The following is a 22,203-nucleotide window of genomic DNA, read 5'->3' on the forward strand; positions in this document are numbered from 1 at the left end:
CCGCCCGCCGTGGTCTACTTCAACAGCATCGAAACCGACCAGCAGGCGCAGGCAGTAGCTTAAACATCCTCGAAAACTGTCCAAGGATCGGGGAGTAGCCTCACTGGAACAGTTCGGTTGTGTCCAGAATGCGGCTGCTGACTGGAGCTGCGACATCGTTGTCCATCACAGGGACGAGGAGAGCCCGCCCTCAGAACGGATGACCGCAACGCTCTCCCGCATGGGCGAGAAATGGGTGGCGACCTTCGGGGATGATGATGCGTTTTCCGCTATGGCAACTGTTCAGCTTGCGCCGGTCCCACTGGCTGATCCCATGCCCGAAGCGATGCGCGGAACCTGGATCGGCTCTGGCCGTGGGGCCTTTGGGATGATGGAAAGCGTGTCATTTCACGTGCTGGAAGAAGGGGCGTCATTCCATATCGGCTCGTGCCGAGGCGTGACGACCTCCGACTACCGCAGCGAGGCTGACGCCTGGCGTATCATCGTCGAAGCGGCATGCTCTGCCACACCGGTCTTGCACATTGATACAATCGAGGGTGCAAGAATGAAAATCAGGCTGGAGGTGGCCGATCAGAAGCAGGAAATAACGCTGCGCCGTATCAGCGATCACTCGTTTGACGGCAGCCGCCATCCGGACAGCCCCTTCGACATTCTCGGTCTGCCGTTTGGAACAGCCAGCGAATTCCAGACCGCATTGGAGCAGACCCGGGAAGGGAAGCTTTTCTTCGGTGGAAATATCAACGGGCCGGGGATGTCGGCTGAGTATTCCACCATGAGCCGTATCCCCGGTGCAGTGGTCGGGACTTATGGCGAGGCGATTGGTGCGTTGACGCTGGAACGTGAAGCCACCCTGCCGCTGACTAAAAACCCTGTCATCGCGGTCTGGCGCGAGTTCAGCCCCGCTCCCGATGATCGGCCACTGTATCACGAGGTCGTCGATGGCCTTCTTGCGAAATATGGCCAACCATCATTTCGCGGCAACAAAGACGCGGAACTGCGGTGGTTCTTCAACAACAGGACGGGTGCCCTGCGGGAAGATGATGACTGCAACCGAAAGCCTGATGGCAACCGCTTCAATTATCTCACCAACCTCCGTCATGCGGTCAACCTGACTTCGGTTCTGCGTGGTAACGAGGGATGTGGAATCAGTATCCGTGTCAACCTCAGCGCGGATGACCGTTCGCGGCTGAGCAGCATGACGATCGTGATCGAGGATCAGAAACTGAGTCACGCACAAAGCGTGCTGCGCAATCTCGATATTACCCGTGACATGCTTGAAAGCACCCTCAAGCGCGAGCGCAAGGGCCGCAACGTCACCCCCGAACTTTGACCTGGGTGATGCTGAACACCCAGACCTGTCCTTAATCAACCTGTGATTTCACTCAAACCTGTCCCAAACCCGGCCCAGAAGAGGACCCAATGACATTTCCCATGAACAACAAGACCGCTAATCCCGGCCCTGGCGAGGCTCCGACAGGAAAGCCTGTCAACAAACGCAGACGCTCGTTTGCTGGTCTGGCCTTCGTTTCAGTATTGGCAGTGGCGGGATGCTCCGACGAACCCTCGGCACCAGACATCCAGGAAGCACTTAACGCCACCGGGGAACTCCGGAAGGCGACCGAAGAAGGGCTCAGAATTTCCGTCGATGAAGTGAAGAAATGTGAGGCTGGTTCAGACAAAGACAGCTATCTCTGCCAGTTCCGTTTCACTATGAGCGCGGAAGGCAGAGATGGCAAAGAGTACCTGTGGGGGACGGCGGTGTTCAGTCGCGAGGATAAGGCTTGGCGAGTGGATACGACGACTGCGGAGATGAGCGATCAGGAGCGCCCTCTGCGTATCAACGCAGTTCGTATGGGTGAACCACTGGACGAACTCGACAGGATGAGGAGCATCCTCGGCAACCGGGGGCGCTGCGAGCACGACTCCGTTGTCAACTGGTGCCGTTCGCCGGATGAAGCCTTCGTAATGCAGTTGTCCATGTCTTCCTTCGATAGCCGCACGAGGCTGAGCGGCCAATACGTGCCAGAGAGAGATCAGGGCGGGACCGGAATTCAAATCGTCGAGGATATGTTCCTATCCTATGGTTTCACTACCGAAGAACTGGCGATATGTCGGCAAGGCGCAAAATTCCGGGTGGGTAACTTTTTCCAGAACGACGGTATTTTGCCAGAACTCTCCTGCGATGGAACCGGGAAAATCTGGGTAATTCGCATCAGCGGTAATCCACATGGTAACGACTAACCAGTACGCAACAATGGCAGGTGGCGCGATGGGATAATAGGCAAGGATATTTGGCGCTCTGATCGTGATGCGTCCGCATCACGGTATGGGCTGATATGCAGGGTTGTTAAAGGGCGAGCGTGGGGCGGATTCCGCCCCACGCCAGAGTAAAAGACAAGCGCCCTTTTTCCTTGCATAATCCCGGTGGCGTTTTCCTTTGAACCCTGTCGAATCATCTGAAAAATCTAATTTTGTGAGGAAAAATGATGCATAATTTTCGTCAGCTGACTTTTAAGATGCTTGCCCTCGTTGCACTTCCTTTCCCGGCTTTCGCGCAAGGCAGCAACGATGTTCAGTCCTGTATGGGAATCGTGGAGCCGACGGCCCGCCTTGCATGTTTTGATGGCCTCATCGCCGGGGGTAACAATTCCGAGATGGCTGTCACGACTGCCACGCCCTGGCTGTTCGAAGTGGTGCCTGACACACTGACCGGGGGTATTCCCCTGGCGCGCAACATCGCGTTGCGCATGGAACCCGAAGGCATACCGGCCACGGAAATGAACATCCGCTGCATGAATGGTCGTGTCGAAGGCTATCTCGTCTGGGGGGTTCCGATCCTGCCCGATGGTGTTCTTGCTAGTTCCGCCGCAGTTATGCACCTGTATCGCACGGACCAGAACGCCCCTGTCGAATCTTTTCGCTGGGGCATTTCATCGACCGGATCGGCGACGTTTTTCACCAATGAGGCCGGTCTGATCCGACAATTGACGGAGGCGGCGGAATTTGTCGTCCAGGTCCATCCGGCAGGCAGCACCCCGATCACGGCCGTCTTTGACGTGACGGGCGGGGATGAGCCTGTCAGCGAGGTGCTTTCCGCCTGTGGAATCAATATCGAACGCGCGGGCAAGCAAGGAATCTGGGGGATAGAGGCGCAGCCATTGGGCGAAATCAAGCCGAAGGGATCTGGCACCAGCCCTTCACCTGTCACGCCGTCAGCCACAGGGTATAAGCCGACCAAGAGATGGCAGTTCAGCCAGGCAGGTAAGGTATTCTATGCGATTGTCGAAAGTGCCTCGGGCCAAAGCCAGGTTTCGCTGTCATGCGTACAGGGACGCGCAGGGATCAGCCTGACGCTTCACAGCCCGGAAGGTTGGACCGCCAATGTCCCGGTCTCACTCTCGGTGGATGAACAGGTATTTTCGATGCAAATCGACGGGAGTGAGCAGGATGCCTATCTGAGCGACAACAGCAGCTTGTTCGTGTCCGACCTGATTGTGAATGCGATGACGTCCGGGCAGTCTTTCGCATTAAATGGCCCTGCCGCAGAGCGGATGCCCGAAGGGGCGCGGTATTTCTCGCTGAACGGGTCAAGGATGGCAATCCAACAAATGCGTTCCCAGTGTGGCTTGTGAAGAGCCGCCAACTCTGAAGGCGCTTTACTGCAGGAGACAGGCGTTGATGATGGGTTGGGTAGCCCCTTCTGACGGCACTTATGTGCTACAGTGATCCAGACGGGATCAGGAGGAACCTCCATGAAGGCAGTCTCGATTACAGGCGTGGACCTGACGAAGCAGGTCTTTCAGTTGCACGGGGCCACTGCGGGCGGCAAGATCGTGTTTCGTAAGAAGCTTTCGCGCAAGCAGTTTCTCGTATTCATGCGTCGCACCCTGCGTGCATAGTTGCAATGGAAGCTTGCGCGACCGCTCATCACTGGGCGCGGACGCTGGCGGCCATCGGGCATGAGGTGCGCCTGATCGCCCCGAAGTTCGTGAAGCCGTATGTGAAGAACCAGAAGAACGACATGGCGGATGCCGAGGCGATCGCGGAGGCGGGCAGTCGGCCGACCATGCGTTTCGTTGAGGTGAAGACGCCGGAACAGCAGGGGCTGGGCATGATCTTCAGGCTGCGGGATCTGTTGGTCGGAGAACGGACACAGCTAATCAATGCCTTGCGCGGGCATCTCGCTGAGTTCGGGCTTGTCACCGGAAAGGGTCGGGAGAACGTGGACAAACTGCGGGCAATTCTGGAGCCGGGCGCGGGGTCAGATGATCTTCCTGCAGTGATCTGCCAGATGGCGCAGCTTTGCTTTGATCAGATCGACGGCCTGTCGCAACGGATTACTGAGCTTGATACGCAGATCGCATTCGCGAGCAAACGGTCGTGGCCCTCGGCCCGATTGCAGGAGATGCCCGGTGTCGGCCCTGTCACCGCGATGGCGGCTTTCGCGCCACCGATGGACAGTTTCCGTCAGGGACGGGATTTCTCGGCCCGGGCTAAGTTCAGCCCGCCGCCGCCGGGATCGGGCGGCGGTTCGGAGCAGCGCAGTTTGCGCCCCCCGTCCACTCGGTCGCCAGTTTCAGTGTGAGCGTCAGGATCGGGGCTTCTTCGGACATGTGGCGCTGTTCAGGGAAGGCGCATGCTCACCCCCGCGCCGCCCCGGGGTAAGTCATTCGGCGAAGGAAAGCTGATAGCTGTGCGGCACGAAACGGAAGCCCTCGCCTTTCGGTTCGGCATAGCCGAGGCCCGGGAAGGGCATATGATAGCCGATGAACGGCAGCCGGTCGGCCGCGATCATGCCGAAGATCCGTTTCCGCGTCGCCGCCGCTTCCGCCTTGTCCAGATCGAAGCGCACCTCCCAGTCGGGGTGCTCCAGCGACCAGACGTAATGGTTGGCGCAATCGGCGGTCAGCACCAGGAGCTTGCCTTCGCTCTCGATCATCCAGGCCATATGGCCGGGCGTATGGCCCGGCGCCGCCAGCGCGGTGATCCCCGGCGCGGCCTCGCCGCCGTCGGTCACGAACTGGGTCAATTCGGCCAGCGGGCGGACGTTGCGGTCGAAGCCTTCGTTCTCCTGCGCCGCCCAGTGGTCGAACTCCACCTGCGAGGTGACATAGCGCGCGCGGGGAAACACCGGCGTCGCGCCGTCCTGGGTCATCAGCCCGCCGATATGGTCGGCGTGCATATGGGTCAGCACCACCACATCCACCGCCTGGGGCGAGACCCCGGCCTGGCCGAGCGCGGCGAGGATCCCCTCGGCCGCCAGCCCGGTGTCGAACAGCACCAGTTCCGCGCCGGTATTGACCAGCACCGGGGTGAAGACGTTCCCCGCCCGGTCCACCGGCAGGAAGGCGGCCTCGGACACTGCCGCGAAATCCGCGTCGGTGACGTTCAGCCCGAAGGTGCCTTTGGGGTTGGTGTTCTCGCCGGTGCCCGCGAGCAGCGAGGTGATCTCGTAACCGCCCAGCCGGAAGCGTCGGAACAGCCCGCCGCCCGGGCCCTGGAGCTCGGCCCGCGCCGCGGCCACGCCAGGCAGAACGGCGGCAGCCGGCAGAGCGGCGGCGGCGAAAAGGGCATGGCGGCGGGAAAATCCGCGTTCGGGGCCGGACATGGCGCGATCCTCGGGGCTGGGAGAGACGATTTCCCCAAGATTAGCCCCGGCGGATCACAGAGGCACATCACAGTCCTGTCAGCCCGCGCGGCCCGGCGGGATCACTCCCACCAGCGGTCCACTCCGGCGATATCGTCGTCGCTCCAGCCGAAGTGATGCGCCAGCTCGTGGATCACCACATGGCTGACCAGTTCCTGGATCGAGACATTGCCGCGCTCGGCCCATTCGTCGAGGATCGGGCGGCGGAACAGCCAGACCATGTCGGGGTGCATCACCTGATCGGCCACCGATTTTTCGGTCAGCGGGATGCCTTCGTAAAGGCCGGTCAGCTCGAACGGATCGTTCAGATCCATCGCGTCGAGCATCTCCTCGGACGGAAAGTCCTCGACCCGCAGCACGACATGGGTGGCGGGCTCTCGCCAGGGCTCGGGCAGGGTGGCGATGGCCTCGCGGGCAAGGCTTTCGATCAGGTCGAGCGAGGGGGAGATGGCATCGGGCGAAGGATTGGTCATGGCTGCAACCCTGGCACAGCGGGCGGGCGGCGGGAAGGCCCCTCACCGCCGGCTGTGACGCACCAGCAGCGCCAGCATCGACAGACCGCCCAGAGTCAGCCCGATCGCCACCAGCCCCGGAGAGCGCCAGCCCCAGCCGGCGTCAAGCGCCATACCGGCGGCCAGCGGCCCGATCCCGTTCGCGGCGTTGAAGGCGGCGTGGTTCATCGCTGCCGCCATGCTCTGCGCGCGGCCCGCCACATCCATCAGCCGGGTCTGAAGCGGCACGAAAATCCCCGAGCCGAGGCCGAGCAGCAGCGCCGAGGCGACCATCGCCCCCGCATGCCCCACCGCCAGCGCACAGAAGGCCTGGGTCAGGATCATGAACAGCAGCAGCGTGAAACAGGCGCGGATCGCGCCCAGCCGGATCGTCAGCCGCGCCGCCAGAATACTGCCGAGCGTGGCGCCCACCCCGAAGGCCGACAACAGAAGCGGCACCACCCAGCCCGGCGCCGTGGTGGTGGCCAGCAGCGCCGCCGAAAGATAGGCGTAAACCGCGAACAGCCCGCCGTTGCCGATGGCGCCCACCGCCAGCACCAGCAGCACCGGGACGTTCTTCAGCGCGCGCAGTTCCTCCATCGGCCTGGCATCCGGATCGACGCCGACCCGCGGCGCATAGCGCAGGATCAGCGCGGCCGAGACCAGCGCCAGCACGCCCGGCAGCGCGAAGCCGGAGCGCCAGCCGAGGGCCTGGCCCAGCATCCCCGCCAGCGGCACGCCGAGGATATTGGCCACCGTCAGCCCGAGCAGAACCTGGGTCACGCCCCGCGCCCGCGCCTCGCGCGGCAGCGCATCGGCGGCCAGCAGCATGGCGACGCCAAGGAAGCCGCCATGCGGCAGACCGGCCAGGAACCGTGTCAGAACCAGCGTGTCGAAGCCCGGCAGCGCGGCGGCCAGCAGGTTCAGCACGCCGTAAGCCGCGATCAGCCCGGCCAGATAACGCCGTCTCGGCAGCCGCGCACCGAGAAACGAGGTGACGGGGGCGCCGACCACCACCCCGAAGGCATAGGCGCTGATCACATGGCCCGCGCGCGCCTCGCTTACGCCGAGGTCATCGGCATACCAGGGCAGCAGCCCCATCGCGGCGAATTCCGACGTGCCGATGGCGAAGGCCCCGAGCGCCAGCGCAAGGATCGCCGGGCGCAGACCGGAGGGCGGGGAGGCGGACATGAAAGCACCTGGAAAGCTGAGGGCCGGGCGCCGCTGTTTGCGATAACGCGGCTCCGCTGTCCATCGGCGAGGCCCGTCGAAAACGCAAGCCCGCCATGCAAAACGCGGGGCCCGTGGTGAAGGAAGTGCTCCGCCCGTTCCGGGCGGATGCCTCCGGCGGGGATATTTAGAGACAGAAAATGATCCTGAGCCGCGCCTGCTCATTTTCTGTCTGAAAATATCCCGGGGGTGAGCGCGCAAGCGCGAGGGGGCAGGGCCCCCTTTTGCCGCCAGCCATCGGGCGGTCTGGCCGGAAATCTGGACAAGCCGCCCGCCCTGTGACAGAGGGGGGCTTCGCGGCCCCTGTCCCGGCCGCCCGAGGATTGCCGCCATGCCGACGCCCGTCACCACCCGTTTCGCCCCCTCGCCGACCGGCTATATCCATGTCGGCAATCTGCGCACCGCGCTGATGAACTATCTGATCGCGCGCAAGGCCGGGGGCACCTTCATCCTGCGTCTCGACGACACCGATCAGGAGCGCTCGAAACAGGAATATATCGACGGGCTGATGCGCGATCTCGACTGGCTCGGCCTGCACTGGGACCGGATCGAGCGGCAGTCGGCCCGCTACGACCGTTACCGCGAGGCGGCGGCGAAGCTGCGCGCCTCGGGGCGGTTCTACGAATGTTTCGAGACCCCGCCGGAACTGGATCTGAAGCGCAAGAAGCAGCTCAACATGGGCCGTCCGCCGGTCTACGACCGCGCCGCGCTGAAACTGAGCGAGGACGAGAAAGCCGCTTTCCGCGCCGAAGGGCGGGCGGGTTACTGGCGCTTCATGCTGAACCAGACCCGGATCGAATGGCATGACGGGATCATCGGCGATATTTCCATCGACGCGGCCAGCGTCTCGGATCCGGTGCTGATCCGTGCTGACGGCCAGGTGCTTTATACCTTCGCCTCGTCGGTGGATGATGTCGAGATGGGCGTGACCCATATCGTGCGCGGCGCCGATCACGTGACCAATACCGCGACCCAGATCCAGATCATGGAAGCGCTTGGCGGCACGCCGCCCTCGTTTGCGCATCACTCGCTGCTGTCGGGGCCGGGGGGGGAGGAGCTGTCGAAGCGTCTCGGCGCGCTCAGCCTGCGCGATCTGCGTGAGCAGGGGGTGGAGCCGATGGCGCTGCTGAGCCTGATGGCGCGGCTCGGATCCTCGAAGCCGGTGGAACTGGCGGGCTCGCTGGAGGAACTGGCCGAAGGCTTCGACATCGGCAGTTTCGGGGCGGCGCCGACCAAATTCGACCCCGAGGATCTGTTCCCGCTGACCCGCGCCCATGTCCAGGGCCTGCCCTTCGCCGCCGTGCAGGAGCGGATCGCCGCGCTTGGCGTGCCGGAAGCCGGGGCCGCGGCGTTCTGGGAGGTGGCCAAAGGCAATATCACCGTGCTCGCGGATCTCGAAGGCTGGTGGAAGCTGTTCAGCGAGGGCGCCGAGCCGCTGGTCGATGAGGCGGATCGCGATTTCATCCGCGAGGCTTTCGCGCTGTTGCCGGCGCAGCCCTGGACGAAGGCGACCTGGGGCGAATGGACCACCGCCGTGAAGGCTGCGACCGGCCGCAAGGGCAAGGATCTGTTCATGCCGTTGCGCAAGGCGCTGACCGGGCGCGCGAACGGGCCCGAGATGGCCGATGTGCTGCCGATGTTGAAGAAGATCCCGTCGCTGTGAGCAGGGCGGGGGGCCGCCTGCCCCCCGCTGCGCAGCGAAGCTGCGCCTCCCCCCGGGGGTATTTCGGTCAGGATGAAGAGGGGCCGGCTCTTTTCGATCGGCGGAGCGCGCGGCATGGCTGAGGCGAAATTCGTTCAGGGCAATCTGTTTCGCCATATCGTGGTGATGTCGCTGACCTCTTCGGTCGGGCTGATGGCGGTCTTCATCGTCGATCTGATCAATATGGCCTATATCTCCTGGCTTGGCCGGGCCGAGCTGGCGGCGGCCATCGGCTATGCCGGAGCGGTGCTGTTTTTCACCACCTCGTTCGGGATCGGCATGTCGATCGCGGTTTCGGCGCTGGTCAGCCGGGCGCTCGGCCAGCGCGACCCGGCGCTTGCACGCGGCAAGGCGACGACCGGCATGGTGCTGGGGCTGGTGTTCGGGGTGCCCTTCAGCGCGCTGGTCTGGGTGATGCTGTCGCCGATGGTGCGGCTTCTGGGCGCCGAGGGGCTGACCCATGATCTGGCGGTGGATTACCTGCGCATCGTCACGCTGGGCCAGCCTTTGCTCATGCTGGGGATGATCGGCGCGGCGATCCTGCGCAGCCATGGCGATGCGAGGGCGGCGATGATGGCCACGGTCTGGGGCGCGGCGATCACCGTGGTGCTGGACCCGCTGCTGATCTTCGGCCTCGGCCTCGATCTGACCGGGGCGGCGCTGGCGGGGCTGGTGTCGCGCGCGGTGATCCTTTTCATGGCGGTGCGGCCGATCCTGCGCCGGCATGGCGGGTTCGACCGGCCCACGCTGAGCGGCGTGATCGCTGATATGGGGCCGGTCTTCGCCATCGGCATCCCGGCGATCCTGACTCAGGTGGCGACGCCGGTGGGCCAGGCTTTCGTCACCCGCGTCGCCTCGGGGTTCGGCGAGGCGGCGGTGGCGGGGATGGCCATCGCCGGGCGGCTGACGCCGGTCGCCTTCGGGGTGATCTTCGCGCTGGCGGGCGCCATTGGGCCGATCATCGGCCAGAACCTCGGCGCCGGGCGGATGGACCGGGTGCGGCGTGCCTTCCGCGATGCGCTGATCTTCACCGCGCTGGTGATCGCGCTGGTCTCGGGGCTGCTGTTCCTGCTGCGCGCGCCGATTGCCGATCTGTTCCGGGCCGAGGGGCTGACGCGCGACATCGTCTATCTGTTCTGCGGGCCGCTGGCGCTGATGTGGTTCTTCAACGGCGTGATCTTTGCCGGGAATGCGGTCTGCAACAATCTGGGCCGGCCGTTCTGGTCCACCGTGGTGAACTGGGGCCGCCATACGATTGGCACCATGCCTTTCGCGGTCTGGTTCGGGCAGCTCTGGGGGGCGCAGGGCGTGCTGATCGGCCAGGCGGTCGGCGGGGTGATCTTCGCCGCGCTGGCGGTGGTGTTCGCCCGGATGGCGATGGCGCGGCCGAATGTCGCGCTGAATGGCCCGGTGCCCGCCCCGGCCCCGGTCAGCCAGCCCGAGGCCGAGCCCGCGGCCCCCGGCGAGCGCCGCGCCTGAACCGCGCGGCATTCCGTCGTATACGGAATTTCGCTTGCCTGAACGGGTGGGTCCAGGCTAGTCAGGAGGGGCAGGATCGGGAGAATCCGGTCGGGTGGCTTTGGAGCCGCCTTTCCGGTGCCGAAGGAGCAACCGCCCCGGTAAACTCTCAGGCGCAAGGGACCGTTCCTGCATGTGAAGGCTCTGGAGAGTGGCGCGTGAGGCGCCCGCCGAAGGGATAACAATCTCAGGCGCCCCATGGTCCCCTCGCGGGGCGACCCGGGCAGGGACAGAGGGGGCACCGGGCGGCAGGGGAACTGCCGTGATCGGTGCCGGTATCCTCCGGCAGAAGACAGAGGGAGAGGCGGTTTGACCGACCTTTTGCACTTGCCCCTGCACGCGCTCCATGTCGCGGCCGGCGCAAAGATGGTGCCTTTCGCGGGCTATGAAATGCCGGTGCAATATCCGGCCGGGGTGATGGCGGAACATCTGCACACCCGCAAGGCGGCGGGGCTGTTCGATGTCTCGCATATGGGCCAGGTCGTGCTGCGCCCGAAGGGAACGATGCAGGATCTGGGCCTCGGGCTTGAGCGGCTGATGCCGGTCGATGTGCTGAGCCTGGCGCAGGGCCGCCAGCGCTATGGCATCTTCACCAGCGAGACCGGCGGCATCCTCGATGATCTGATGTTCGCGAACCGCGGCGGGGATTACTTCCTTGTGGTGAACGCGGCGCGCAAGGCGCATGATTTCGCGCATCTGGCGGAGCATCTGGCCGATGTCGCGGAAATCGAGGTGCAGCAGGACCGTGCGCTGCTGGCGCTTCAGGGGCCGCAGGCCGAAGAGGCTTTTGCGCGGCTGGTGCCGGGCGCGCGCGGGATGCGCTTCATGGATGTGGCCGGTTTCGACACGGTGTTCGGGCCGCTCTGGGTGTCGCGCTCGGGCTATACCGGCGAGGACGGGTTCGAGATTTCCGTCCCGGCCGCCGGGGCCGAGGGGCTGGCGCGGGCGCTCCTCGATATGGAAGAGGTGCTTCCCATCGGCCTCGGCGCGCGCGACAGCCTGCGGCTGGAGGCGGGGCTCTGCCTCTACGGCCATGACATCGACGAGACCACCTCTCCGGTCGAGGCCGGGCTGACCTGGGCGATCCAGAAGCCGCGCCGCGCGGGCGGCGCGCGGGCGGGCGGCTTCCCGGGCGAGAGCCGGATCCTGAAGGAGCTGGACGAGGGCCCTGATCGCCAGCGCGTCGGGCTGCGCCCCGAAGGCCGGGCGCCGATGCGTGAAGGGGTGGAGCTGTTCTCGGAGGACGGCACGCCTTTGGGCGCGATCACCTCGGGCGGTTTCGGCCCCTCGGTCCAGGCGCCGGTCGCCATGGGCTATGTGCCCACGGCTTTCGCCGCCCCCGGCACGCGGATCGAGGCCGAGCTGCGCGGCAAAAGGCTTGCGGCCGTGGTCGCGGCCACGCCCTTCCATCCCACCCATTACAAACGCTGAACCCAGGGGAACCAGGCAGATGAAATTCACCAAAGAACATGAATGGCTGCGGCTCGACGGCGATCTGGTCACCGTCGGTATCACCGAACATGCGGCCGAGGCCCTGGGCGATGTGGTGTTCGTCGAATTGCCCGAGACGGAGACGCAGGTGGCGGCGGGCGACGAGGTTTCCGTGATCGAAAGCGTCAAGGCGGCCTCCGACATCCTTGCCCCGGTCGAGGGCGAGATCGTCGAGGTGAACACGGCCCTTGCCGACAATCCGGGCCTGGTGAACGAGGATCCGCTGGGTGCGGCCTGGTTCTTCAGGATCCGCATCGCCGACAGCAGCGTGCTCGATGCGTTCATGTCCGAGGACGAATACAAGGAAATGATCGGCTGATGCGGCGCGGTCCCGGAGTTTTTGAAAACTCCGGGCCGTTTTCTTCGAAGAAAACGGCCAAAATCCTTTGAAGGATTTTGCCGGGCGCCTGTGGCGCCCGGCTTCCCCGAACCCCTGCGAGGCAAGGCGATGACCTTCACCCCGACCGACTACAATCCCTATGATTTCGCCAACCGCCGCCATATCGGTCCCTCTCCGGCCGAGATGGCCGAAATGCTCGATGCGGTGGGCGCCCCCACGCTTGATGCGCTGATCGGTGAGACGGTCCCCGCCTCGATCCGCCAGCAAAAGCCCCTGTCCTGGGCGCCGCTGGCCGAGCACGAGTTGCTGGCGAAGCTGAAAGAGGTCGCGGCGAAGAACCGTGTGATGACCTCGCTGATCGGCCAGGGCTATTACGGCACCGTCACCCCGCCCGCGATCCAGCGCAACATCCTGGAGAATCCGGCCTGGTATACCGCTTACACGCCCTACCAGCCCGAGATCGCGCAAGGGCGGCTTGAGGCGCTTCTGAACTTCCAGACCATGGTCTGCGATCTGACCGGGCTCGACATCGCCAATGCCTCGCTGCTCGACGAGGCGACCGCGGCGGCCGAGGCGATGACCATGGCCGAGCGGTCGGCGAAATCGAAGGCGCGCGCCTTCTTCGTCGATCAGTTCTGCCATCCGCAGACCATCGCGGTGATCCGCACAAGGGCCGAGCCGCTCGGCATTGAGGTGATCGAGGACCGGGTGGAGAATCTCGATCCGTCGAAAGTGTTCGGCGCGATCTTCCAGTATCCGGGCAGCTACGGCCACGTCCGCGACTACAGCGCCGAGATCGCCGCCTTGCACGCGCAGAAGGCTTTGGCGGTGGTGGCCACCGACCTGCTGGCGCTTTGCCTGTTGAAAGAGCCTGGCGCCATGGGGGCCGATATCGCGGTGGGCTCGGCGCAGCGTTTCGGCGTGCCTCTGGGCTATGGCGGCCCTCATGCCGCTTTCATGGCCTGCAAGGATGATCTGAAGCGCAACATGCCGGGTCGGATCGTCGGCGTCTCGGTCGACAGCCACGGCACCCGCGCCTACCGGCTGTCCCTTCAGACCCGAGAGCAGCACATCCGCCGCGAGAAGGCGACCTCGAACGTCTGCACCGCCCAGGCTCTGCTGGCCGTTATGGCCAGCATGTATGCGGTGTTCCACGGCCCCAATGGCCTGCGCGCCATCGCCGAAAGGGTGCATTTCCTGACCCAGCGTCTGGCGCGGGCGCTGAAGGCCGCCGGGGCCAAAGTCTCGCCGAAAGCCTTCTTCGACACGATCACCGTCGAGGTGGGCGTGGGCCAGGCCGGGATCCTCGCCGCCGCCCGGGCCGAGGGGCTGAACTTCCGTAAGATCGGCAACGACCGGATCGGCATCAGCCTTGACGAGACCACCTCGGAAGAGGTGCTGGCCCGCGTGCTGCGCGCCTTCGGGATCGAGGGCGCCCCGCCGCACCGCGCGGCGCTCGGCTTCCCCGAGAGCCTGCTGCGGGAAAGCGACTACCTCACCCATCCGGTCTTCCACATGAACCGGGCGGAATCCGAGATGATGCGCTACATGCGCCGGCTCTCGGACCGCGACCTCGCGCTCGACCGGGCGATGATCCCGCTGGGATCGTGCACGATGAAGCTGAATGCCGCGGCCGAGATGATGCCGATCACCTGGCCCGAGTTCTCCACTCTGCACCCGTTCGTGCCGCAGGACCAGGCGGCGGGCTATCACGAGGCCATCGCCGATCTGACCGCGAAGCTGTGCGAGATCACCGGCTATGACGCTTTCTCGATGCAGCCGAACAGCGGCGCGCAAGGCGAATATGCCGGGCTGCTGACCATCCTTGCCTGGCACAAGGCGCGGGGCGAGGGGGCGCGCAAGGTCTGCCTGATCCCGATCTCGGCCCATGGCACCAACCCGGCCTCGGCCCAGATGGCGGGGATGGAGGTCGTGGTGGTGAAAGCCTCGGCCAACGGCGATATCGACGTGGACGACTTCCGCGACAAGGCGGCGAAGGCGGGCGAGCGGCTGGCGGCCTGCATGATCACCTATCCCTCGACCCATGGCGTGTTCGAGGAGACCGTGCGCGAGGTCTGCAAGATCACCCATGATCACGGCGGCCAGGTCTATATCGACGGCGCCAATATGAACGCCATGGTGGGCCTCGTGAAACCCGGCGAGATCGGCGGCGATGTGAGCCACCTGAACCTGCACAAGACCTTCGCCATTCCGCATGGCGGCGGCGGGCCCGGCATGGGGCCGATCGGGGTCAGGGCGCATCTGGCGCCGCATCTGCCGGGGCATCCCGTCACCGGAGGTGAAGAGGGGCCGGTTTCCGCCGCCCCCTGGGGTTCGGCCAGCATCCTGCTGATCTCCTGGGCCTATTGCCTGATGATGGGCGGCAGCGGGCTGACCCAGGCGACGCGGGTGGCGATCCTGAACGCCAACTACATCGCGGCGCGGCTGAAAGGGGCTTACGAGGTGCTCTATATGGGCAATCGCGGCAGGGTGGCGCATGAATGCATCCTCGACACCCGCCCCTTCGCGGAACATGGCGTGACGGTGGACGACATCGCCAAGCGTCTGATCGACAACGGGTTCCACGCGCCGACCATGTCCTGGCCGGTCTCGGGCACTTTGATGGTCGAGCCGACGGAATCCGAGACCAAGGCCGAGATCGACCGTTTCATCAACGCCCTCCAGGCGATCCGCGAAGAGATCCGCGCGGTGGAGGCGGGCGAGATCAGCGCCGAGGACTCGCCGCTGCGCTACGCCCCGCATACGGTGCAGGATCTGGTCACCGACTGGGACCGGAAATACACCCGCGAGCAGGGCTGTTTCCCGCCGGGCGCCTTCCGGGTCGACAAATACTGGCCCCCGGTCGGGCGGATCGACAATGTCTACGGCGACCGCAACCTGATCTGCACCTGCCCGCCGATGGAGGCCTACGCCAACGCCGCCGAATAGGGCGCGCGGCCCGGAGTTTTCAAAAACTCCGGGCCATTTTCTTTGAAGAAAATGGCGAAAATCCTTTGAAGGATTTTGGGCCTCTCGCGCTTTGACAAACCGCGCGCGCAAGGTCAGATTGCGCCGATCATGACCGACCAGATCGCCCCTCCCGGATTTCGCCATGGCCTTCTGGCCGCGCTGCCCATCGTCATGGGCTATTTCCCGATCGCCTTCTCTTTCGGCGTCGCCGCCACCCGCGCCGGACTGAGCCTGCCCGAGGCGGTGATGCTGTCTTTGGTGATCTATGCCGGGGCCTCGCAGTTCCTTGCGCTGGCGCTGGTGACGGGGGGCGCGCCGGTGCTGGTCGCGGCCTTCACCCTGATCGCGATGAACCTGCGCCATGTGCTCTACGGGCCTGCGCTGATGAAAGAGGCGGGGAAAGACGCCACCCGCCGCCATGCCTGGGCCTGGGCCTGGGGGCTGACGGATGAGGTATTCGGTCAGGCGCTTGGCGCGCTCTCGCGCGGGCAAAGGTTTTCCGAGCCCTATATGTTCGGCCTCGGGCTTGCCGCCTATGCCTCCTGGGTGCTGGGCACCGCGGTCGGCGGCTTCGCCGGGGGCGGCGCGCTTGAGGCCTGGCCCGCGGTCAGCGCCGGGCTCGATTTCATGCTGACGGCGCTGTTTCTGGCGCTGCTCCTGTCGATCCTGTCGCGCGCGGCGCTGCCCGCGATCCTGGTGGCGGTGCTGGCGACGGTTATCGGCACCCTGATGTGGTCGGGCACCGCCGGGGTGCTGGCGGGGATGATCGGGGGCGCGCTGGCGGGGATGGTGCCGGGCTGGTCGCGCGCGCGGAGGCTGGCATGAACCCGGACCTGATCCTGATGGCGCTGCTGGCGGGTGGGGCCAACTGGGCGTTCCGCGCGCTTCCTACGCTGATGATGCGCTCGGAGCCGCGGCCCGGCGGGCTGCTGGCGGGGTTTCTGGGCTCGACCGGGCCGGCGGCGATTGCGACGCTGTTCACCGCCTCGATCCTGCCCGCGCTCACCCCGGTCCGGGGCGATCTTCTGCCGGTCGCGGCGGGGGTGGTGGCGACGGTGCTGGCCTTCCTGCCGCGCCGCTCGGTCGTTGCGGCCACGCTGACCGGCGCCCTGGTCTGCGGCCTTGTGACCGCGCTGATGCGCTGAGGGGCTTGCCTCGGGCGGCGTTCCGCGAGACGATGGCGGCAGGAGGAATACCATGATCGAAATCAGTCCCAGCAAAGCGGTTCAGGTCGTGTTCCTTTCGCGCGAGGGGCCGGTGGGTCAGGCCGAGCTTTACGCTTTCATCGACGGGCTGAACGATGAGGAAAAGGCGCATCTGACCGCGCTGGCCTGGGTCGGCCGCGGCGCTTTCGAGCCCGAGGATTACGCCGAGGCCGTGCGCACCGCCTATGCCGAGGCCACCACGCCGACCGTCGATTACCTGATGGGCATGCCGCATCTGGCCGAGAATATCGAGGCCGGTCTCGACGCGCTCGGCGTCGATGTGACGGGCGAGGAAGAAGATCTTCTCTGAGCGGATCCCGGCCCGTTCCCGGTCCGATGCGGCGCCCTGCGGGGCGCCGTTCGCATTTCCGCGCCAGCGCAGGCTTTGATTCCGCGGGATTTTTCAGACCGGGGCCGGATCGCATCGGGAAAACGGGCCATGTCCGAAATGGAAGAGTCCTTGTCTGAAACGGCAGGGGCCCGGTGGGGTAAATTCCTGCAAACATCAGGAAAACCGGGCGCGAGGAACTGATGCGGTATTCGGGATTCAAAGTCATCAAAGAGGCTCTGACGGGCCATAAAGGCTGGACGCCCGCATGGCGGGACCCCGAGCCGAAGAAGCACTATGACATCATCGTCATCGGCGGCGGCGGGCATGGTCTGGCCACGGCATGGTATCTGGCCAAGGTCTTCGGCAAGACCAATGTGGCGGTTCTGGAGAAGGGCTGGATCGGCGGCGGTAACGTGGGCCGCAACACCACGATCATCCGCTCGAACTACCTGCTCGACGGCAACGAGCCGTTCTATGAGTTCTCGATGCAGCTCTGGGAGAACCTGGAGCAGGATCTGAACTACAACGCCATGGTCAGCCAGCGCGGCGTGCTGAACCTCTGCCATACCGATGCGCAGCGCGACGCTTTCCGCCGCCGCGGCAACGGGATGCGGCTGAACGGGGTGGATGCCGAACTGCTGGACAAGGAAGGCGTACGCAAGATCGCCCCCTTCCTGAACTTCGACAGCGCCCGCTTCCCGATCAAGGGCGGCCTTCTGCAACCGCGCGGCGGCACGGTGCGCCACGACGCGGTGGCCTGGGGCTATGCCCGCGCCGCCGACAGCCGCGGCGTCGACATCATCCAGAACTGCGAAGTCACCGGGTTCAAAATCGAGAACGGCAAGGTGCTGGGCGTCGAGACCACCCGCGGCTTCATCGGCGCGAACAGGATCGGCTGCGCGGTCGCTGGTTCCTCGGGCAAGGTGATGGCCCAGGCCGGGATCCACCGCCTGCCGATCGAAAGCCATGTGCTGCAAGCCTTCGTCTCCGAAGGGCTGAAGCCGGTGCTGCCGGGCGTGATCACCTATGGCGCGGGCCATTTCTACGTCAGCCAGTCGGACAAGGGCGGGCTGGTGTTCGGCGGCGACATCGACGGCTACAACACCTATGCGCAGCGCGGAAACCTTCCCGTGGTGGAAGATGTCTGCGAGGGCGGCATGTCGATCATGCCGATGATCGGCCGCGCGCGTCTCCTGCGGATCTGGGGCGGGGTGATGGATATGTCGATGGACGGCTCGCCGATCATCGACAAGACCGATGTGGACGGCCTCTATTTCAACGGCGGCTGGTGCTACGGCGGGTTCAAGGCCACCCCGGCCTCGGGCTGGTGCTTCGCGCATCTCCTGGCGAACGATCAGCCGCATCCGGTGGCCTCGGCCTATCGTTTCGACCGTTTCCGTAAGGGACGGATGATCGACGAAAAGGGCATGGGCGCCCAGCCGAACCTGCATTGAGGTAAGAGAAGATGATCATCAATCACCCCTTGCTGGGCCCGCGCGATTCACAGGAATTCGTCTATCTGGGCGATGCGAGCCTGATCGACCGGCCCGACTGGCAGGCGGAAAACGCCGTCGATCAGTTCCATGAATACCTCTACCAGCGCACCAACCCCGCGGGCGAGCACCAGGAACTGTGGTTCCACGAACAGGGCGACCGCTCCTGGCTGGTCGTCACCCGCAACACGCTGACCCATGAGATTACAGCCGTCGAACTGGCCCGCGATGTGGCACGTAGGCGCGGGAGGAGCAAATGAGCCAGACCAATCGTCTGCAAGGCGGTCAGATCGACCGCTCGAAGGTGCTGAACTTCACCTTCGACGGCAAGGCCTTCCAGGGCTATCAGGGCGACACGCTGGCCTCGGCGCTGCTGGCCAACGGCGTGCGGCTGATGGGCCGGTCGTTCAAATACCACCGCCCGCGCGGCCCGATCTCGTCCGGCTCGGAAGAGCCGAACGCCATCGTCGAGCTGCGCTCGGGCGCCCGGCAGGAGCCGAACACCCGCGCCACCATCGCGGAGCTGTTCGAGGGGCTGTCGGCGAAAAGCCAGAACCATGTCGGCTCGCTGAAATTCGACTTCCTCGCGGTCAACGACCGGCTGGCGTCGTTCTTCGCGGCGGGCTTCTACTACAAGACCTTCATGTGGCCGAAGGCGTTCTGGGAAAAGCTTTACGAGCCGATGATCCGCCGTGCCGCGGGTCTGGGCAGCCTGTCGATGCAGACCGACCCGGATGCCTATGACAAGGGCTTCCTGCATTGCGATCTGCTGGTGATCGGGGCCGGGCCTTCGGGTCTGGCGGCGGCGCTGACCGCGGCGCGCTCGGGCGCCCGGGTGATCCTCGCCGATGAGGATTTCGCCCCCGGCGGGCGGCTGAATGCCGAAACCTTCACCCTCGGCAATACCTCGGGTGCGGAATGGGCCCAGGCGGCGGTGGCAGAGCTTTCTGCCATGCCGAATGTGCGGATCCTGACCCGCACCGTGGTGATCGGCGCTTTCGATCACGGCATCTACGGCGCGCTGGAACGGGTGTCCGACCATCTGCCGGTGCCGTCTGAGGGCAAGCCGCGCCAGATCCTGTGGCGGATCTACTCAAGCCGCGCGGTGCTGGCCGCCGGTGCGACCGAGCGCCCGATCGCGTTCAGGAACAACGACCGCCCCGGCATCATGATGGCCGGCGCCCTGCGCGCCTATGTCAACCGCTGGGCGGCGACGCCGGGCAAGTCGGTGGCGGTGTTCACCAACAATGACGACGGTCTGCGCACCGCCTCGGATCTGATCGCGAAGGGCGTGAAGGTCAGCGCGGTGATCGACAGCCGGGCCGATGGCCCGGCCTTCAGCGGCGCCGAGCATCTGCGCGGCGCGGTGGTCACCGATGCGCTCGGCCGGCTCGGCCTGCATTCGGTCAAGGTGAAGCTCGCCAGCGGCGAGATCCGCCAGATCCCCTGCGAGGCGCTCGGCGTCTCGGGCGGCTGGAACCCGAACGTGCATCTGACCTGCCACCAGCGCGGCCTGCCGGTCTGGAATGCCGACCTCGCCGCTTTCGTGCCGGGCAGCCTGCCGCCGGGCATGGTGGTGGCCGGGGCAGCGAATGGTGAATTCTCCACCGCTGCGGCGCTGGCCTCGGGGGCGAAAGCCGCGGCCGGTGCGCTCGACGCGCTCGGCCTGAGCGCCGCCCCCGCCGATCTGCCGCAGGCCGAGGATGCGCCCACCCGCGTCTCGCCCCTGTGGTATGTGCCGCACAAGGGCCGCGCCTGGCTTGACCAGCAGAACGATGTCACCGTCAAGGACGTGAAGCTGGCGCATCAGGAGGGCTTCCGCTCGGTCGAGCACCTGAAGCGCTACACCACGATGGGCATGGCGACCGATCAGGGCAAGACCTCGAACATCGGCGGCCTTGCCGTCATGGCCGAGATGACCGGCAAGTCGATCCCCGACACCGGCACCACGATCTACCGCCCGCCCTATACCCCGGTGCCGATCGGCGCCTTCGCGGGCCGCTCGGCCGGCGCCGATTTCCGCCCCAAACGCCTGACGCCCAGCCATAAATGGGCGGCCGAGCAGGGCGCGGTCTTCGTCGAGGTCGGTATGTGGCTGCGCGCGCAATGGCTGCCGCGCCAGGGCGAGACCCACTGGCGCCAGTCGGTCGACCGTGAGGTCGCGGCGACCCGCGGCTCGGTCGGGATCTGCGACGTGACCACGCTGGGCAAGATCGACGTGCAGGGGCCGGATGCGGCGGAATTCCTCAACCGCATCTATTGCAACCCCTTCGCCAAACTGCCGGTGGGCAAGGTCCGCTACGGGCTGATGCTGCGCGAGGACGGCATGGCGATGGACGACGGCACCACCGCGCGTCTGGCCGAGGACCATTTCGTCACCACCACCACCACCGCGAATGCGGTCGGCGTCTACCGGCATATGGAATTCTGCCGCCAGTGCCTCTGGCCCGATCTCGACGTGCAGATCATCTCGACCACCGAGGCCTGGGCGCAGTTCTCGGTCGCCGGTCCCAATGCCCGGAAACTGCTGCAAAAGATCGTCGATCCCGAATACGACATCTCGAACGAGGCCTTCCCCTATATGGGCTGCGGCGAGATCACCGTCTGCGGCGGGCTTCGGGCGCGGCTGTTCCGCATCTCGTTCTCGGGCGAACTCGCCTATGAGATCGCGGTGCCCACCCGCTACGGCGACGGCCTTGTCCGCGCCATGATGGAAGCGGGTCGCGAGTTCGACGCCGTGGTCTACGGCACCGAAGCGCTTGGCGTGATGCGGATCGAGAAGGGCCATGCGGCCGGGAACGAGCTGAACGGCACCACCTCGGCGCTGAACCTCGGCATGGGCGGCATGGTCAACAAGAAGAAGGACTCGATCGGATCGACCCTTTCGGAACGCGAGGGGATGAACGCAGCCGACGCGCTGAACCTCGTCGGTTTCGAGCCGGTCGACAGATCGAAAACCCTGCTCGGCGGTATGCACTTCATCAACCGCGGCGCGCCTGCCGATGCGAAGAACGACCAGGGCTACATGACCTCGGTCGCCTTCTCGCCCAGCCTCGGCCATTCCGTCGGCCTTGGTTTCCTGAAGAACGGCGCCGCCCGTAAGGGCGAGGTGATCCGCGCGGTCAACCCGCTGGCAAATGAGGAGGTCGAGGTCAAAGTCGTCTCCGCCCACTTCGTTGACCCGGAAGGAGAGCGTCTCCGTGGCTGAGCATCGTTTGAAACCGATCACGCCGCTTGGCGGCGACACGTCCCGCAAGGACACGTTCCAGGGGGTGACGATCACCGAGGTGGTGGATACCGCGCTGGCCTCGCTCTCGGCGCGGGCCTCGCAAGCGGCGGAATTCCGGGCGGCGGCGCCGAAGTTCTTCGGCTTCGATCTGCCCGCCCCGGCGCGCTCCGCCTCGGGCGGCGATTACACCGCGATCTGGACCGGCCCCGAGCAATGGTTCATCGAGGCGCCCTTCGCCACGCATGAGGACATCGCCCGGATCGTGAAACAGGGCTTCGGCGACGCGGCTTCGGTCACCGAACAGACCGACGGCTGGGGCCGCTTCGATCTGGAGGGGCCGCGGGTGCGCAAGGTGTTCGAGATCCTGTCGAACCTCGATCTGGAAAAACTGCCCTCGGGCGGGGCCAGCCGCACGGTGATCGAGCATCTCGGCTGCATCCTCGTCTGCCGCGAGGCCGGCGCGCGCTATTCGGTCTACGGCCCGCGCTCGTCCGCGGCCTCGCTGCACCACGCTCTGGTCACGGCGGCAAAGGCGGCGCTCTGAGCCCGCCGCCCG

General features: G+C 65.5%; 20 protein-coding genes and 1 riboswitch. Of the genes, 17 read left to right on the forward strand and 3 right to left on the reverse strand.

Going from position 1 to position 22,203, the window contains the following annotated elements; all coding sequences use genetic code 11:
• The first annotated feature begins 199 nt into the window (after nt 1–199).
• From XINFAN_RS08500 to XINFAN_RS08515, 5 genes are all read left to right on the forward strand, one after another.
• Complete coding sequence (locus tag XINFAN_RS08500) at nt 200–1,330, forward strand: hypothetical protein (protein ID WP_124086071.1); 1,131 nt, start codon at nt 200–202, stop codon at nt 1,328–1,330.
• 101 nt (nt 1,331–1,431) lie between these two features.
• A complete protein-coding gene (locus tag XINFAN_RS08505; protein ID WP_124086072.1) occupies nt 1,432–2,241 on the forward strand; it encodes a hypothetical protein in 810 nt (269 codons plus the stop codon).
• A 245-nt stretch (nt 2,242–2,486) separates the two neighbouring features.
• Nucleotides 2,487–3,632, forward strand: a complete 1,146-nt coding sequence (locus XINFAN_RS08510) for a hypothetical protein (RefSeq protein WP_124086073.1) — start codon at nt 2,487–2,489, stop codon at nt 3,630–3,632.
• 120 nt (nt 3,633–3,752) lie between these two features.
• Nucleotides 3,753–3,899, forward strand: coding sequence for a hypothetical protein (locus XINFAN_RS21650; RefSeq protein ID WP_160144573.1), 147 nt, complete (start codon nt 3,753–3,755; stop codon nt 3,897–3,899).
• A 5-nt stretch (nt 3,900–3,904) separates the two neighbouring features.
• On the forward strand, nt 3,905–4,585 hold the full coding sequence (locus XINFAN_RS08515) for an IS110 family RNA-guided transposase (protein ID WP_124086074.1): 681 nt from the start codon (nt 3,905–3,907) through the stop codon (nt 4,583–4,585).
• Between the two features lie 81 nt (nt 4,586–4,666).
• On the opposite strand, the gene XINFAN_RS08520 is transcribed toward XINFAN_RS08515, so the two are convergent.
• The 3 genes from XINFAN_RS08520 to XINFAN_RS08530 all read right to left on the reverse strand — a co-directional run bounded on the left by XINFAN_RS08520 (nt 4,667) and on the right by XINFAN_RS08530 (nt 7,329).
• Nucleotides 4,667–5,608, reverse strand: a complete 942-nt coding sequence (locus XINFAN_RS08520; protein ID WP_124086075.1) for an MBL fold metallo-hydrolase — start codon at nt 5,606–5,608, stop codon at nt 4,667–4,669.
• 101 nt (nt 5,609–5,709) lie between these two features.
• Entirely contained in the window at nt 5,710–6,120 is a 411-nt protein-coding gene (locus XINFAN_RS08525; RefSeq protein WP_124086076.1) for a metallopeptidase family protein, read from the reverse strand.
• Nucleotides 6,121–6,162: 42 nt separating this feature from the next.
• Entirely contained in the window at nt 6,163–7,329 is a 1,167-nt protein-coding gene (locus XINFAN_RS08530) for an MFS transporter (protein WP_124086077.1), read from the reverse strand.
• 370 nt (nt 7,330–7,699) lie between these two features.
• Between XINFAN_RS08530 and gltX the strand changes: the two genes are divergently transcribed.
• From gltX to XINFAN_RS08590, 12 genes are all read left to right on the forward strand, one after another.
• Nucleotides 7,700–9,031 (forward strand): glutamate--tRNA ligase, encoded by a 1,332-nt coding sequence (gltX, locus tag XINFAN_RS08535; RefSeq protein WP_124086078.1) that lies wholly within the window; start codon nt 7,700–7,702, stop codon nt 9,029–9,031.
• 114 nt (nt 9,032–9,145) lie between these two features.
• Entirely contained in the window at nt 9,146–10,549 is a 1,404-nt protein-coding gene (locus XINFAN_RS08540; protein WP_124086079.1) for an MATE family efflux transporter, read from the forward strand.
• Between the two features lie 67 nt (nt 10,550–10,616).
• A riboswitch (glycine riboswitch) is annotated at nt 10,617–10,724 on the forward strand.
• 173 nt (nt 10,725–10,897) lie between these two features.
• The gene (gene gcvT, locus XINFAN_RS08545; protein ID WP_267898350.1) at nt 10,898–12,019 is read left to right on the forward strand and encodes a glycine cleavage system aminomethyltransferase GcvT; all 1,122 of its coding nucleotides are present in this window, start codon (nt 10,898–10,900) and stop codon (nt 12,017–12,019) included.
• 19 nt (nt 12,020–12,038) lie between these two features.
• Entirely contained in the window at nt 12,039–12,398 is a 360-nt protein-coding gene (gcvH, locus tag XINFAN_RS08550; RefSeq protein ID WP_124086081.1) for a glycine cleavage system protein GcvH, read from the forward strand.
• Between the two features lie 129 nt (nt 12,399–12,527).
• Complete coding sequence (gcvP, locus tag XINFAN_RS08555) at nt 12,528–15,368, forward strand: aminomethyl-transferring glycine dehydrogenase (protein ID WP_124086082.1); 2,841 nt, start codon at nt 12,528–12,530, stop codon at nt 15,366–15,368.
• Nucleotides 15,369–15,497: 129 nt separating this feature from the next.
• Nucleotides 15,498–16,214, forward strand: coding sequence for an AzlC family ABC transporter permease (locus XINFAN_RS08560; RefSeq protein WP_124086083.1), 717 nt, complete (start codon nt 15,498–15,500; stop codon nt 16,212–16,214).
• On the forward strand, nt 16,211–16,534 hold the full coding sequence (locus XINFAN_RS08565) for an AzlD domain-containing protein (protein WP_124086084.1): 324 nt from the start codon (nt 16,211–16,213) through the stop codon (nt 16,532–16,534). Before XINFAN_RS08560 ends, XINFAN_RS08565 begins: the two co-directional genes overlap by 4 nt.
• A 52-nt stretch (nt 16,535–16,586) precedes the next feature.
• Nucleotides 16,587–16,904, forward strand: a complete 318-nt coding sequence (locus XINFAN_RS08570; RefSeq protein ID WP_124086085.1) for a DUF3775 domain-containing protein — start codon at nt 16,587–16,589, stop codon at nt 16,902–16,904.
• A 221-nt stretch (nt 16,905–17,125) separates the two neighbouring features.
• Nucleotides 17,126–18,379, forward strand: a complete 1,254-nt coding sequence (locus tag XINFAN_RS08575) for a sarcosine oxidase subunit beta family protein (RefSeq protein WP_124086086.1) — start codon at nt 17,126–17,128, stop codon at nt 18,377–18,379.
• 11 nt (nt 18,380–18,390) lie between these two features.
• Nucleotides 18,391–18,678, forward strand: coding sequence for a sarcosine oxidase subunit delta (locus tag XINFAN_RS08580; protein ID WP_124086087.1), 288 nt, complete (start codon nt 18,391–18,393; stop codon nt 18,676–18,678).
• Nucleotides 18,675–21,626, forward strand: a complete 2,952-nt coding sequence (locus XINFAN_RS08585; RefSeq protein ID WP_124086088.1) for a sarcosine oxidase subunit alpha family protein — start codon at nt 18,675–18,677, stop codon at nt 21,624–21,626. Before XINFAN_RS08580 ends, XINFAN_RS08585 begins: the two co-directional genes overlap by 4 nt.
• Nucleotides 21,619–22,191 carry a sarcosine oxidase subunit gamma gene (locus tag XINFAN_RS08590; RefSeq protein WP_233352171.1) on the forward strand — a complete coding sequence of 191 codons (573 nt, stop codon included), beginning with the start codon at nt 21,619–21,621 and terminating at the stop codon, nt 22,189–22,191. Before XINFAN_RS08585 ends, XINFAN_RS08590 begins: the two co-directional genes overlap by 8 nt.
• Nucleotides 22,192–22,203: the final 12 nt, after the last annotated feature.

It is taken from the genome of Pseudogemmobacter humi (assembly GCF_900609055.1).
GTDB classification, from domain to species: Bacteria; Pseudomonadota; Alphaproteobacteria; order Rhodobacterales; family Rhodobacteraceae; genus Pseudogemmobacter; species Pseudogemmobacter humi.